This is a genomic window from Falsiroseomonas sp., assembly GCF_041690465.1.
Taxonomy (GTDB): Bacteria; Pseudomonadota; Alphaproteobacteria; order Acetobacterales; family Acetobacteraceae; genus Falsiroseomonas.
Map to the genome: position 1 here is coordinate 120208 of NZ_JAWLHG010000009.1, position 13763 is coordinate 133970.

General features: G+C 69.8%; 10 protein-coding genes. 3 read left to right on the top strand and 7 right to left on the bottom strand.

What is annotated here, in order from left to right; all coding sequences use genetic code 11:
* Positions 1 to 4 precede the first annotated feature (4 nt).
* Genes ACESM1_RS11790 through ACESM1_RS11810 form a run of 5 tightly spaced genes read right to left on the bottom strand, consistent with a single transcriptional unit; the run spans position 5 to position 5410 of the window.
* A complete protein-coding gene (locus tag ACESM1_RS11790) occupies positions 5 to 994 on the bottom strand; it encodes an ABC transporter ATP-binding protein (RefSeq protein WP_372620277.1) in 990 nt (329 codons plus the stop codon).
* A complete protein-coding gene (locus ACESM1_RS11795; RefSeq protein ID WP_372620279.1) occupies positions 982 to 1989 on the bottom strand; it encodes an ABC transporter ATP-binding protein in 1008 nt (335 codons plus the stop codon). Before ACESM1_RS11795 ends, ACESM1_RS11790 begins: the two co-directional genes overlap by 13 nt.
* 3 nt (positions 1990 to 1992) lie before the next feature.
* Complete coding sequence (locus ACESM1_RS11800; RefSeq protein WP_372620281.1) at positions 1993 to 2919, bottom strand: ABC transporter permease; 927 nt, start codon at positions 2917 to 2919, stop codon at positions 1993 to 1995.
* Positions 2903 to 3880, bottom strand: a complete 978-nt coding sequence (locus ACESM1_RS11805; RefSeq protein WP_372620282.1) for an ABC transporter permease — start codon at positions 3878 to 3880, stop codon at positions 2903 to 2905. Before ACESM1_RS11805 ends, ACESM1_RS11800 begins: the two co-directional genes overlap by 17 nt.
* Before the next feature lie 18 nt (positions 3881 to 3898).
* On the bottom strand, positions 3899 to 5410 hold the full coding sequence (locus ACESM1_RS11810) for an ABC transporter substrate-binding protein (protein ID WP_372620283.1): 1512 nt from the start codon (positions 5408 to 5410) through the stop codon (positions 3899 to 3901).
* A gap of 373 nt (positions 5411 to 5783) precedes the next feature.
* Between ACESM1_RS11810 and ACESM1_RS11815 the strand changes: the two genes are divergently transcribed.
* Entirely contained in the window at positions 5784 to 7517 is a 1734-nt protein-coding gene (locus tag ACESM1_RS11815) for a M28 family peptidase (protein ID WP_372620285.1), read from the top strand.
* A 3-nt stretch (positions 7518 to 7520) separates the two neighbouring features.
* Here the strand turns inward: ACESM1_RS11815 and ACESM1_RS11820 are convergent, their stop codons facing one another.
* Complete coding sequence (locus ACESM1_RS11820; RefSeq protein ID WP_372620286.1) at positions 7521 to 8642, bottom strand: M20 family metallopeptidase; 1122 nt, start codon at positions 8640 to 8642, stop codon at positions 7521 to 7523.
* Between the two features lie 36 nt (positions 8643 to 8678).
* On the opposite strand from ACESM1_RS11820, the gene ACESM1_RS11825 reads away from it, so the two are divergent.
* Together ACESM1_RS11825 and ACESM1_RS11830 are read left to right on the top strand one after the other, a co-directional pair.
* A complete protein-coding gene (locus ACESM1_RS11825; RefSeq protein ID WP_372620287.1) occupies positions 8679 to 9710 on the top strand; it encodes an NADPH:quinone reductase in 1032 nt (343 codons plus the stop codon).
* A 71-nt stretch (positions 9711 to 9781) separates the two neighbouring features.
* Entirely contained in the window at positions 9782 to 11863 is a 2082-nt protein-coding gene (locus tag ACESM1_RS11830; protein WP_372620289.1) for a hydantoinase/oxoprolinase family protein, read from the top strand.
* A 42-nt stretch (positions 11864 to 11905) separates the two neighbouring features.
* Here ACESM1_RS11830 and ACESM1_RS11835 read toward each other — a convergent pair whose 3' ends face one another.
* Positions 11906 to 13747, bottom strand: coding sequence for a hydantoinase B/oxoprolinase family protein (locus ACESM1_RS11835; protein ID WP_372620291.1), 1842 nt, complete (start codon positions 13745 to 13747; stop codon positions 11906 to 11908).
* Between the last annotated feature and the right edge of the window lie 16 nt (positions 13748 to 13763).

The window sequence follows — 13763 nt, forward strand, 5'->3', positions numbered from 1 at the left end:
GCGTTCAGGCCAGATGGCAGGCGGCCAGCACACCGTCGCCGACCGGCCGCAGCGGCGGATCCTCCTCGGCGCAGCGCGGCACGGCGACCGGGCAGCGGTCCCGGAAGCGGCAGCCGGAAGGCGGCGTGCGCGCATCCGGGACATTGCCCTTGATCGGCAGCGGATCGCGCGGCTGATCCACGCGCGGCAGCGGCACGGCGCGGACCAGCGCGCGCGTGTAGGGGTGGCGCGGGTGGCGCACCACCTCCTCTGTTGGCCCCTCCTCCACGATGCGGCCGAGATACATCACCAGCGTGCGGTCACAGACATAGCGCACCAGCGCCAGGTCGTGGCTGATGTAGAGCGCCGCGACGCCGAGCGTCTCGCGCGCCTCCCGCATCAGGTTGAGGATGCCGGCCCGGACCGAGACATCCAGCATCGAGACGGGCTCGTCGGCGACCAGGAAGCTCGGCTCCAGGATGAGCGCGCGGGCCAGCACCACGCGCTGCAGCTGCCCGCCCGAGAGCTCGTGCGGGAAACGCGGCAGGTAGCCCTCGGCCGCGCCGAGCCGGACCCGGCGCATCGCCAGCGCGACGCGGTCATCCCACTCGGCGCGCGGGATGCGCATATTGCGCAGCGGCTCCACCAGGCTGTCGCGGATGGTCAGGCGCGGGTTGAGGGCGTCGAAGGGGTTCTGGAACACCAGCTGCGCCTGGCGGCGGAAGCCGCGCATCCCCTCGCGATCGAGCTGCGCGATGTCCTGGCCGCGGAAGGTAATGCTGCCGGCGCTCGGCTCCAGCAGGCGCAGCAGCAGGCGGGCGGTGGTGGTCTTGCCGCAGCCGGACTCGCCGACGATTGCCGCCGTCTCGCGCGGCGCGAGGCGTAGCGAGACGCCGTCCACCGCGCGCACCATCGGCCGGCGGCCGGCCAGCGCATCGGCCAGGCTGCGCGGCACGGCGAAGTGTCGCGCGAGGTTGCTCGCTTCGACCAGGACCGTGCCGTCTAGCGGCGCCATGTCGCGGCCTCCGCAGCCTGTATGCGCAGCGCCGGCGCCTCCTCCGCGCGCCAGCAGGCGGCGGCGTGGTCTTCTCCATCGGTCAGCAGCGGCGGCTCCGACGCGGTGCAGCGCGGCTGCGCGAAGGGGCAGCGCGGGGCGAACCGGCAGCCGCGTGGCGGGTCGAGCAGCGAGGGCGGGCTGCCTTCGATCGGCACCAACTCGCCAGCGGCGCTCTCGAGGTCGGGGAAGGCGTTGGTGAGGCCCATCGTGTAGGGGTGGCGCGGGCGCTCCAGCACCTCGGCGACGCGACCGGTCTCGACGACGCGGCCGGCATACATCACCACCACCCGGTCGCAGGCATAGGCGACGACACTGATGTCGTGCGTAACCAGCACAACGGAAAGGTGCATCCGCGCCTGCAACGCCTTCAGCACGTCGAGCACCTGGCGCTGCACGATGACGTCGAGCGCGGTCACTGGCTCGTCGGCTAGCACCAGCTTCGGCTCCAGCGCCAGCGCGATGGCAATGGAGGCGCGCTGCTTCATCCCGCCGGAGAACTGGTGCGGATAGTCGTCCAGCCGACGCGCATCGATGCCGACCAGCCCGAAGAGCTCCGCGGCGCGGGCGCGGGCCACGGTGCGGCTGCGGCCGCCGCGCTCCACCAGCACCTCCTCGATCTGGCGGCCAACGCGATAGACGGGATCGAGCGCGCTCATCGCCGTCTGCGGGATGAAGGCCATCTCGCGCCAGCGCAACGCGCGCCGCTCGCGCTCCGAAAGGCGGATCAGGTCGCGGCCCTCGAACAGCACGGGGCCGCCGAGGATCTCCGCGCTGCGCGGCACCACGCCCATCACGGCACGCGCGACGGTGGTCTTGCCGCAGCCGGACTCGCCGACCAGCCCGACCACCTCGCCGCGCGGCACGGCGAAGCTGGCTGCATCCACCGCGCGCACCGGCCCCTGCGGCGTGCGGTAGGACACGGTTAGATCACGGATGTCGAGCAGCGGCTCCATGGCTCAGGACCGCAGCCGGGGGAACAGGATCTCCTCGTAGCCGCGGCTTATGAAGAAGCCGGCGAGCACGACCAGGACAATGCAGATTCCGGGCGGGATGAACCAGTAGTAGGCACCGCGGCCCATCGCCTGGTTGGCATAGGCATCCTGCAGCATGCCGCCCCAGGAGATCACCGTGGGATCGCCGAAGCCGAGGAAGGAGGCGGAGGCCTCTGTCAGGATCGCCCAGCCCACTGCGATCGAGCCGTAGAGGAAGGAAAGCGGCAGGATTGAGGGTGCGACATGCACGAAGAGGATGCGTGCCGTCGAGCAGCCGGTGATGCGCGCGGCCTCGACGAAGCTACGTTCACGCACCGTCAGCACCTGACTGCGGATCACGCGCGCGGTGTTCGGCCAGAGCAGCACCGCGACCGCGAAGACGATGGTGCCGGTGCCGGGCCGGGTCAGTGCGGCGAGAACGATGACGAAGGGCAGGAAGGGCAGGCCGAGCACCACATCGGCAAGGCGCATGACGATGGTGTCCACCCAGCCCCGGAAGTAGCCCGAGACGAGGCCGAGCAGCGTGCCGATCGCCGCAACGCAGACGGCGGCGGAGAGTCCGACGATGACCGCGCTGCGTGTGCCATGGACCAGCTGCGAGAAGATATCGCGGCCGCCATGCGTCGTGCCCAGCAGGTGGTCCCAGGAGGGCGGCAGGTTGCGGGCGATGCGGTAGCGGCCAGTGTAGAGGATCTCGCCCGGGTCGTGCGTCGCGATCTGGTCCGCGAAGATCGCGGTCAGCACCAGCGCCAGGTAGATCAGCGTGCCGACCAGGGCGAAGCGGTCGCGCGCGGCAATGCCGGCGACGCGTGCCACAGGGCGCAGCGCGCCACGCCAACCGAGCGTCGGCGCCACTGGCAAGCCGATGCGTTCGTCAGCCCTTGCGTCCATGCGACACCCGCGGATCGAGCCAGCCATAGAGCAGGTCGGCGATCAGGTTCATCAGCACCAGCACCGCGGCGATGATCAGGAAGGCGCCCTGCGCCAGCGGATAGTCCGACCCCTGCACCGCCGTGACCAGTGTGCGCCCGAGCCCGGGCCAGGAGAACACCGTCTCGATCACCACATTGCCGCCGACCGAGCCGCCGACGCCAAGCGCGAAGGCGGTGGCCACCGGCAACAGTGCGTTACGCGCCGCGTGGCGGATCACGATGGTCCATTCCGAAAGGCCCTTCATGCGGGCCATGGTGACGAACTCGTCCTGCATCACCTCCAGCATGGTGGAACGCATCAACAGCAGCGGCAGGCCCTGCAGATAGACGGCCAGCGCGATCGCCGGCAGCGCCAGGTGATGCAGGAAGTCGAGGCTGAGGAAACGCTCGATCTCCGAGCCGTATTCGGCGCCGGCGCTCGCTGCGCCGCCGGAGGGGAACCAGCCATAGCCGAAGGCGAAGATCGTCAGCAGGATCATGCCGAGCCAGAATTCCGGCGCGGCGCGCGTGGCCAGCACCAGCGGGATGGCGATGCCTTCCGCCACGCTGCCGCGCTTCCAGGCCAGGAAGGCGCCGGCGACCACGCCGAAGGCGTAGGCGACGAGCAGGGCCGACAGGGTGAGGACCAGCGTGTTGGGCAGCGCCTCAAGCACCAGCTCCAGCACCGGCCGGCCCTGCAGGAAGCTCGATCCCAGCTCACCCTGCAGCAGGTTGCGCAGGTAGATCAGGTACTGCACGTGCAGCGGCTGGTCGAGACCGAAGGCGACCAGCATGGACTGCCGCTGCTCCTCTGTCATCGACGTATCGATGTAGTTGAGCGTGGGGTCGCCCGGCATCAGCCGGAACATCAGGAAGCACAGCGTCGCCACCACCCAGAGGACGAAGGCCGCCTGGACCAGCCGCTGCCCGAGATATCCCACGCGCCTGGCCGTGCCGCTTCAGTTCGGCGTCGTCTGCTCGCGCACGCCCGCGGGATAGTGCAGCCGCCCGTTCACGACGCGGTAGCCGGCCTCCTGCAGGATCCGTTGCGCAGTCTCAAGGCCGGTCGGCAGCATCTCGACGATACCCTCGCGGTGCCAGAAGGGCAGCGCGGGGGAGACGTGGCTGTTCGCGGGCTCCGCATAGCCGTTCCAGGCGGCGCCGGCCATCAGCTCGCGGTTCACCGCGGCCGACAGGGCGCGGCGGAAGGCTGGGTCGTTGAAGGGCGGGCGGCGATGGTTCCAGCCGAGGAACTGGAATCCGACATCCACTGCCTCGGACATCACGATGTTTCGGTTGCGCTGGGTGAGCTGCTTCACCAAGTCGGCATCGCCGGTGTAGTCAGCGAGAAAGTTGATCTCGCCGCGGTTCAGCATCCCGAGCGTCGCCTCGACATTCTGCACGATGCGCAGGATCCAGCGATCGATCTTCGGCGGCGACCAGTGCTGGGCGTTCTTCTCCAGCACCACCTCCTCGTTCAGGCGGGCACGCGTGACCTTGAACGGACCTGAGCCGATCGGGCGTTCCACCACGAAGCGCTCGATATTCTCAGGGCGGTTCTCATAGTCGCGCAGCACCGGCTCCCAGAAGGCCTTCGGGATGATGTTGAGCTTGGCGAAGCAGGAGGTGAGGAAGCCCGCATCGGCGCGGTTGAGCGCGACCCGGAAGCTGCGCTCGCCGGTCTTCTCGACATTGGCGATATTCAGGACGAAGGGGCGATACATCGGCGCTTCACGGCCGGTTGCCGGTGCCTGCAGGCTGAAGATGCAGTCCTCCACGGTGACCGGGGCGCCGTCGTGGAACTGCATGCCCTGGCGGATGGTCACGTCGATGGTGGTGGGATTCGCATAGGTGACGCTCTCCGCCGCCCAGGGGCGCGGCAGGCCATCGGGGCCAATCCGCATCAGCCGATCCCACACCAGCTCGGTCACCCAGGAATCGGTCGCGCCGCTGATCCATAGCGGGTGGATCGCCTGCAGCGGCTCCGAGGCATTCAGAACCAGGTCACGGCGGTTGCCGACCGGCTCCACGCCGAGATAGGTCCAGATATTCCTCAGACCGAGGCCGGCCTGGGAGACCAGCGTGCCCTCCTTCAGCTGCGTCTTGTTGAAAGCATGCACCTGCAGCGGGTGGACGAGGAAGAGGTAGGGCTGGGCTGCGTTCACACGCTCCTGCGCTTGGTGGATCAGGGCACGGCGACGGTCCCGGTCGGTTTCCGCGCGCTGCGCCTCGGCGATGCGGTCGTATTCCTGGTCGGTCCAGCCAACGAAGTTGAAGCCGGTGGGAGCCGTGCTGGAGTGGAACAGGTTGAAGACCAGCTCGTCCGGGTCGCTGCGTTCCGGCCTGCCGACCATCTGCCACATGGTCATGTCCCAGTCCTGCCGGCGGTTCCACACCACCTCCGACTGCTGCTGGCGCGGCAGCGGGCGCAGCTCGATCTCCAGGCCGAGCTTCCGCCATTCCTGGACCATGATTTCAGCCGCCTGATACGCTTGCGGGTTGTTCGATTGCGGTCGGCTGAGAAGGACGAGCTTGCGGATTGGGTCACCCGCCTGCTGCGCCGCAGCGGCGCGAATCCCGAGGCCGGTGGCGGTCACCGCCGCCGCGCCCGCCTGAACCAACTGACGACGATGCATGGTTCCGCTCCCGCTGCCCAGATGGATGCCAGCGCCGCGTGGCCTCGCCTCAAGACGCCGGCCTTTTCTCCCTGTCGGTGCAGTTTGGCGAAAGTGTTGGCGAATGCAACCGGCTTTAGCAGCGTCGGCACTTTTCGTCTTTTCGTCCGGACCGTTGAATGACAGCCTGTGCGCCAGACCTGCGACCGCCCTGGGGGAGGGACCTGCCGTGATCACCGATCAGGAACGACGCCTGCTCGACGCCGTGGCCCCGGACGCGCCGTGGGAGCTGGTGGAGCATTTCTCCCGCACGCCGCGCTGGCGACCGGAGGATGTGAACCGCGGGGCGGATGCCATCGTCGAGCGGCTCGGCCGCCTCGGTGTGCCGGTGGCGGTGCATCAGCCGGAGATCTATCTTTCCATCCCGCTCTCGGCCTCCGTGGAGGCGGGCGGCGTCGTGCATCGCGCCAAGCCGCCATCGATGTCGCTCTCCGTGCCCGGCGGGCGCGCGGCGCCGCTTGTCTACCTGCCGGCAAACCTGAAGGCGCTGCGCTCCTACTCGCGGGACGTGCAGGAGTTGTTCGGCGGTACCATCGCCTCGGAGGAGGAGGCGCGCGCCAGGGTCTCCGGCCGGATCGTGGTGACCGAAGGGTTCGGCAACCCGGCATTGAGCTCGCTGGTGGAGGAGTGGGGCGGTGCCGGGCTGATCGCCTGCAACCCGGGCGTGGACATCCATTGGGGCACCTGCACCACCATCTGGGGCACGCCGGATCTCGACGACCTGCCGCGCAAGCCGAAGATCCCTGTGGTGGCGGTGAACAAGGCGACTGGCGAGGCGCTGATGGCGCTGGCGCGCAGCGGCGGCGAGGCGACGATCCGCACCGAGATGCAGGAAGGCTTCTTCCCGCAGAAAATCCCGGTGGTGGACATCCCTGGCGCGGAGCCGGACTTCGTGCTGCTGCACGGTCACTACGACAGCTGGGATGTCGGCGTCGGCGACAACGCCACCGGCGACGCGACAATGCTGGAGATCGCGTGCGTGCTTTGGGCGAACCGCGCCGGATTGAAGCGCGGCGTGCGCATCGCCTGGTGGCCGGGCCACTCCACCGGCCGCTATGCCGGCAGCGCCTGGTTCGCCGATGCCTTCGCGCTCGAGCTCGACGAGCATTGCGTGGCGCAGGTGAACTGCGACAGCCCGGGCTGCCGCTGGGCCAATTCCTTCCACGCCACCACGACGATGAGTGAGACGGCGAAGCTTGTGGAAGGCGCGATCAAGGACATCGTGCCGGACGCGGTATTCAGGACCAAGCGGCCGAACCAGGCCGGCGACTACTCCTTCAACAACATCGGCATCAGCAGCTTCTACATGCTGAGCTCGACCATGGCCGACGACCTCCGGAAGGAGAAGGGCTACTACGACGTCTCCGGCTGCGGCGGAAACATCGCCTGGCACACCGAGAACGACCAGCTGGAAATTGCCGACAAGGACAACCTCCTCCGCGATATCCGTATCTACCTGCTCTCCTTGCTGCGAGTGGCGAATGCGGAACTTCTGCCCTTTGACTGGGTGGCCACGGCGGACGAGTTCGCGGCGACGGTCGAACGCTACGGCAGGGCCGCGGGCGACCATGCCGACCTTTCGCCGGCGCGCGAGGCGACCGCCGCTTTCCGCGGCGCAATTGCGCGGATGCAGGCGGATGCGGCGGCCGGCCGATTGCCGGCTGCGCGCGCCAACGAGCTGGCAAGGCAGCTGGCGCGCATCCTGGTGCCGATCAACTTCACCCGTACGCCGCGCTTCGCGCACGACCCTGCCTTCACCGCACCGCCGCTGCCGGGCCTGGCCGTGGCGGCGGAGCTGTCGCGCTACGAAGGTGCGATGCTCGGCTTCGCGAAGACGCAGCTGATGCGCGGACAGAACCGCTACGTGGCGGCGATGCGGGAAGCGACGCGGCTGCTGGACTGAGCGCTACTCCAGCGTCTCCATCAGCCGCCGCAGCAGCTTCGCACGCGGCACCAGCGACGCGATGTAGAGCTGCTCGTAGTCGGTGTGGCCGCCCTTGCCGTCCACGCCGAGCCCGTCGAGCGTCGGCGCGAGGTCGGCGGTGAAGTTGCCGTCGCTACCCCCGCCGGTCTTCAGGTCCTGCAGCTCGAAGCCGATCTCGGCGGCCACACCCTTCGCATGCTCGAACAGCGCGGCGATGCCCGGCAGCTTCTCATAGGGCGGGCGATTGAGGCCGCCGGTGACGGTGATCGTCACGTCCGGCCCGACCGGCGTCAGGCCCAGCACCTTCGCCACCATCTCCTCGGCGATGGCCGGGCTCGGCACGCGCATGTCCACCAGCGCATGCGCCTCCTCCGCCACCACATTGGCGCGCGTCCCGCCGCTGATCTTCCCGACATTCACGGTGATGCCGCGGCTGTAGTCGGTGAAGGAATGCAGCACGAGAATCTGCCGCGCCAGCTCCTCGATCGCGCTGCGTCCGTCCTGGTGGCGGCTGCCGGAATGAGCGGGGCGGCCCTTCACATGAACCTCGAATCGCGCGGCCCCCTTGCGCGCCGTGACGATCTTCCCGCCCTCCCGCGCCGGCTCCGTCACCAGCACGTATTTCGCACGCGAGGCCAGTTCGCGTATCAGCGCCACGCTGGTCGGGCTGCCGACTTCCTCGTCCGAGGTGAAGAGATGCGTCACGGGCAGCGCCACGTTCCGCCCTTCCTCGATCAGCGCCCGCAGCGCGGAGAAGGCGAGGAAGGCACCGCCCTTCATGTCGTAGATGCCGGGGCCGTGGGCGGCGCCGTCCTCCACGCGGAACGGCATGCGTTTTAGCGAGCCCATTGGGTGCACCGTGTCGAGATGCGACATCACCAGGATGCCTTCCTCGTGCGCCGCGCCCCAGGGGCTGCGGACTACCAGGTGGTCGCCGAAGCCGTCGCGGCCGGGGATCCGCTGCGTCCGGGCGCCGAAGCCTTCGGCCTCCAGGGCGATCTTCGCCATCAGGGCGGAGATCGCCTCCGGCGCATCCGTCGGCGTCTCGTGCTCTACCCAGGCGCGGATGCCTTGCAGCAGCGCATCGGTCTCGAACTCGGCCATGCTGGTCTTTCCCTCGTCCCGCGATAGGCTGCGGCGATGACAACAGGCCGCGCGCCGCGCGGCAAGGCGGGGGGTGCGATGCGCGCGATCCAGTGGCGACGGAACGGCCCGCCGGGCGAGGTGCTGGAACTGGTGGACCTGCCCGATCCGCAGCCCGCCGTGGGCGAGGTGCTGGTGCGCGTGCATGCCTCCGGCGTGAACCCGCACGACACCAAGGCGCGTGCCGGCTGGCGCGGCGTGCTGCACCAGGGCGCACCGGTGATCCCGCACAGCGACGGCGCCGGCGTCGTCATCGCGGTGGGCGAGGGCGTGCCGGCTTCGCGCATCGGCCAGCGCGTCTGGGCCTTCGGCGCGCGGCATGGCCGCGGCACCTGCGCTGAGCTTGTTGCGCTGCCGGGGAACCAGGCCGCCAAGCTGCCGGAAGGCGTCACCATGACGCAGGGGGCATGCCTCGGCGTTCCCTGCCTCACGGCACATCTCGCGCTGTTCTCGGATGGTCCCATCGCGGGACAGGCGGTGCTGGTGCAGGGCGGTGCCGGTGCGGTCGGCATGGCAGCCGTTCGCTTCGCGGCGCAGGCCGGCGCACGCGTGATCGCCACCGGCAGCACCGAGGCCAAGCGCCGTGCCGCTCATGAGGCCGGCGCGGCGGAGGCGCTGGACTACCGCGACCCGCGGGCGGCGGCGCGCATCCTGGACCTCACTGGCGGCCGCGGCGTGGACCGGATCATCGAGGTGGATTTCGGTGCCAACCAGGCGCTCGACGGCGCGGTCATCGCGCCGCATGGCGTCATCGCCGCCTATTCCTCCACGCGCGCTCCGCGGCCCGTGCTGGACTACTATGTGTTCGCGAAGAAGGCGGTCACCTTGCGCTTCGTGCAGGCCATGCTGCTGGACGGCGCGGCACGTGACGCGGCCGTGGAGGTAACCTGCCGCGCGGTGGCCGAAGGCTGGATGCACCTGCCCGTGGCCGGTCTCTTCCCCCTTGAGCGCACCGCGGAGGCGCATGCGGCGCAGGAGGCGGGCCCGGCCGGCAAGGTCGTGGTGGAGATCGCCGCTGAGGCTTGGTGAACGCCGCCGCACCCGGTTTGACGATGCCGCGCCATGCCTCCTAGCATCGCACCGGAATGGGCGGGGCTGCCATGGCGGAGCAGGTTGGGAACGCGGAACGCGAGGGGCGCGGGCCGCTCTCGGTCGCGGTGGATGCCGGGGGCACCTTCACCGACATCGTGCTGGTGGATCGCGGCAGCGGGCGCCGCTGGGAAGCCAAGGTCCCATCCACGCCGGATGATCGCTCGCGCGCCTTCGCAGAGGGTATCGCACAGGTGCTGGCGCTGGCCGGTCGTGCGCCGGGCGAGGTGACGCATGTGCTGCACGGCACCACGGTCGCCACCAACGCCATTCTCGAGCAGAAGGGCGCACGCGCAGGGCTGCTGACCACTGCCGGTCTGCGGCACGTGCTGGAGATCGGTCGCCACGACATTCCGCGCCACGAGGATCTCTACGCCTGGGTGAAGCGCCGCCGCCCGATCCCGCCCGAGCATGTGATGGAGGCGCGCGAGCGCCTGGACGCCGACGGCGCCGTGGTGACGCCGCTGGACGAGGCGGACGTACGCGAAGCGGCAGCGGAGTTTCGCCGGCTCGGCGTGCAGGCCGTCGCGGTGTGCTTCCTGCACGCCTACGCCAACCCGGAGCATGAACGCCGCGCCGGCGCCATCCTGGCGGAGGAACTGCCAGGCGTGCCGGTGACGCTGTCCACCGAGGTGCTGCCCGTCTTCCGCGAATACGAACGCAGCATGGCGACCGCGCTGAACGCCTATGTCATGCCCGCCGTCTCCACCTATGTCCGCCGGATCGAGGATCGGCTGCGGGAGGGCGGCATCGCCGCGCCGCTGTTGCTGATGAAGTCCTCCGGCGGCGTGATCCGCGGCCAAGGCGCGGCGAAGCAGCCTGTGCAGACCGCGCTCTCCGGTCCGGCGGGCGGCGTGGTCGGCTCGCGCGCGGTCGGGCTGCTGTCAGGGCATCCGAAGCTGATTACGCTGGATGTGGGCGGCACCTCGGCCGACATCTCGCTGATCGACGGCGAGCCGCGCCTGACGACGGAAGGCAAGGTCGGCGACTGGCCCCTGACGCTGCCGATGATCGACATCCATACGATCGGCGCCGGCGGCGGGTCCATCGCGCGCGTCTCGCCGGAGGGCGCGCTGCTGGTGGGCCCCGCAAGCGCGGGTGCCGATCCCGGCCCGGTCGCCTATGGCCGCGGCGGCGAAGAACCGACGCTGACGGATGCCAATCTGGTGCTCGGCCGCCTGCCGCCCGCGCTGCTCGGCGGCGCGATCCGGCTGGATGTGTATGCGGCGGCGCGCGCCATCGAGAATAGGGTCGCGCGGCCGCTCGGCATCTCCCTGTACGATGCCGCGCGCGGCATCGTCGCGGTAGCGGACAACGCCATGGCCGGTGCGATCCGCGTAGTGTCCGTACAGCGCGGCCACGACCCTGTTGAATTCGCCCTGCTGCCCTTCGGCGGCGCGGGTCCCCTGCAGGCGGGCGCGATTGCGCGGCTGCTCGGCATGCGGCGCATCCTGGTGCCGGGGCGGCCCGGCGTGCTCTCCGCCGAGGGGCTGCTCGCCGCGCCGCTGCGCAACGAGTTCGCGCGCACCGTCATGCTGCGCGCGCCGGTCGCCCACCCCGCACCGCTTGCGCGCGCCTTCGCCGCGCTGGATACGGAGGCGGCCACCTGGCTGGCGGGCGAATCCGTGTCGGAAGCAGCTCGGGAGATCCGCTGGCGTGCCGGCATGCGCTACGTCCACCAGGGCTTCGAGCTGTTCGTGGACTGGCCCGGCCGCAGCGCCGATCCTGCGACGCTCGCCGCCGCCATCGAGCGCTTCCACGACGAGCATGAGCGCCTTTACACCTTCGCCCAGCGTGACACGGCGGTGGAGATCGTGACGCTGGAGGTCACCGCGCTTGGTCGTCTGCCTGGCCCTGCGGCGGAGCAGATCGCACCTGCCGGTCACTTCGGACCAGCGGATGAGGCGCTGGTGCAGTTCGAGGACGGTGCGTCCAGCGTTCCGATCTGGCGACGGGAGGATCTCGGCGCGGGCGCCGTGCTGCGCGGCCCTGGGATCGTGGTGCAGATGGACGCGACGACCTGGTTGCACCCGGGCGACGTGGCGACGACGGATGCGTTCGGCAACCTCGTGGTGGAGGTGCCGGCACCGTAGCGGCGGGCCCCACGCTCCCCTGTGGGCGGGGAGCAAGGAATATCAGCTCGCCATTGCCTCCCACCACGCATCCGCGTCGCGATAGACGCCGTGCCTGTTGAACAGGCCGTCCACCCTCGGGCGCTGTGCCCGTAGTGCGGCCGTCGCCTCCTCGTCCACCTCGCGCTCCTTTCCCTCGCGCAGCGCCACGCCGTAGTCGTCGCGTGCAGCCTCCACCGAGACGAACCCGCCCAGCACATCCTGCCGCACGCGCCACGGCTCGCGGTCGTGCGGGTGCCCCCAGCCGCCGCCGCCGGTGCTTTCCATCCGGACGACATCGCCCTTCTTCGTCGGGATGCCCTGCGCCAGCCGCGGCAGCTCGCGTTCTTCCGACGTGCCGGGGTTCATGATGAAGCGCCCTGGCCGCCCGCTCTGGCCGCCCTTCACGCCCCAGGGCGGATTGTCGACGTTGTCCATGCGCGTGTTGAGCGTGGCGCCATCCACCAGCACCTCCATCTCGCGCACCATGCCGCAGCCACCGCGCCAGCGGCCCGGCCCACCCGAATCGCAGCGAATGGCATAGGTGCGGATGCGCACCGGCATGTCGGATTCGAGGAACTCGATCGGGTAGTTCTGCTGCGCGACATAGTAGATCACGTCGAGCCCATCGGCGAAGGGCCGCGCGCCCTGGCCGGTGCCGTGCCCGCCCGACTTGTAGAACAGCGAGCCGTCACGCGGCTGCCGGCCGGTCAGCGTGTAGATGGTGTAGATCGAGCTTGCCGCCGGGCTGTCGCCGCCGCGTGCCTGCGCCACCAGCCCGAGGCAGCCGGACACCACGCGCGCCAGCGAATTCGAGCGCTGCCCCAGCGGCGCCGGCCAAGCGGGCTGGATGATCGTGCCCTCCTTCGTGCGCACATCCTCGATCGCGGTCAGCAGGCCCTCATTCATCATCAGGCCCGGCTCGTCGGTCAGCAGGTAGAGGCCGAAGACGGTGTTCGGCACCGTCGGGTTCATCAGGAAATTGATGGGGCCCTTCGCCTGCGGATCGGATTCGGTGGCGTCGAGCGTGATGCCATCCTCGCGCGATTCCAGCTTGAAGCGAACCGTGAAAGGGCCGCCGCCCTTGCCATCCGCATCCACCCGATCGGCGAAGCGCCAGGTGCCGCCGGGTGGGAACAGCTCCTTCAGCCGCCGGCGCAGCAGGCGGGAGGACTGGTCGATCATCGCATCCACCGCACCGAGCAGCTTGCTTGTGCCGAAGCGCGCGAACAGCTCCAGCAGCCGCTTCTCGCCCAGCCGCACCGCCGCCGTCAGCGCCCGCGTGTCGCCGCGCGCATGTTCGGGGAAGCGGGAGTTGCGGACGAAGGTCTCGAACAGGTCGGTGTTCAGCACGCCTTCCCGGTAGAGCCGCACCGGCGGCACGATAATGCCTTCCTGGAAGATGCTCTCCGTGCCCGGCGTGTTCGATCCCGGCCAGGCGCCGCCGATGTCGCGGAAATGCGCCCAGCTCTGTGCGAAGGCGACCAATTGGCCGTCCACGAAGACCGGCGTGGCGAAGACCTGGTCCGAAGTGTGGGAGACGCCGCCGCGCGAGAAATAGCAGTCATTGTACCAGAAGATGTCGCCAGGCCGGATCTCCTCGGCCGGGAAGCGCTTCAGAATGGGTCGCAGCACGTCGCCGAACAGCGGCAGCTTGGTGCCGGTCATCAGTCGGCCGTCGGCGCAGTAGAAGCCGATGAAGTAATCCTGCTTCTCGCGGATCACCGGCGACATGGCGGTGCGTTCCAGCAGCGCCTCGCACTCCGCCTGCGCCGAGCGCAGCGCCCCCTTGATGATCTCGACCGTCACCGCATCCGGCGCCTGCCGCGGCTCGGCCCCCACCTGCTCCTTCGTCGCGCCGTCCATCGCCAACCCCGCGCCT

Coding starts and splice junctions, on each gene's coding strand:
- ACESM1_RS11790 (WP_372620277.1), bottom strand. CDS start 994: ATGGCGCCGCTAGACGGCACGGTCCTGGTCGAAGCGAGCAACCTCGCG.
- ACESM1_RS11795 (WP_372620279.1), bottom strand. CDS start 1,989: ATGGAGCCGCTGCTCGACATCCGTGATCTAACCGTGTCCTACCGCACG.
- ACESM1_RS11800 (WP_372620281.1), bottom strand. CDS start 2,919: ATGGACGCAAGGGCTGACGAACGCATCGGCTTGCCAGTGGCGCCGACG.
- ACESM1_RS11810 (WP_372620283.1), bottom strand. CDS start 5,410: ATGGTCCAGGAATGGCGGAAGCTCGGCCTGGAGATCGAGCTGCGCCCG.
- ACESM1_RS11820 (WP_372620286.1), bottom strand. CDS start 8,642: ATGGCCGAGTTCGAGACCGATGCGCTGCTGCAAGGCATCCGCGCCTGG.
- ACESM1_RS11825 (WP_372620287.1), top strand. CDS start 8,679: ATGACAACAGGCCGCGCGCCGCGCGGCAAGGCGGGGGGTGCGATGCGC.
- ACESM1_RS11830 (WP_372620289.1), top strand. CDS start 9,782: ATGGCGGAGCAGGTTGGGAACGCGGAACGCGAGGGGCGCGGGCCGCTC.
- ACESM1_RS11835 (WP_372620291.1), bottom strand. CDS start 13,747: ATGGACGGCGCGACGAAGGAGCAGGTGGGGGCCGAGCCGCGGCAGGCG.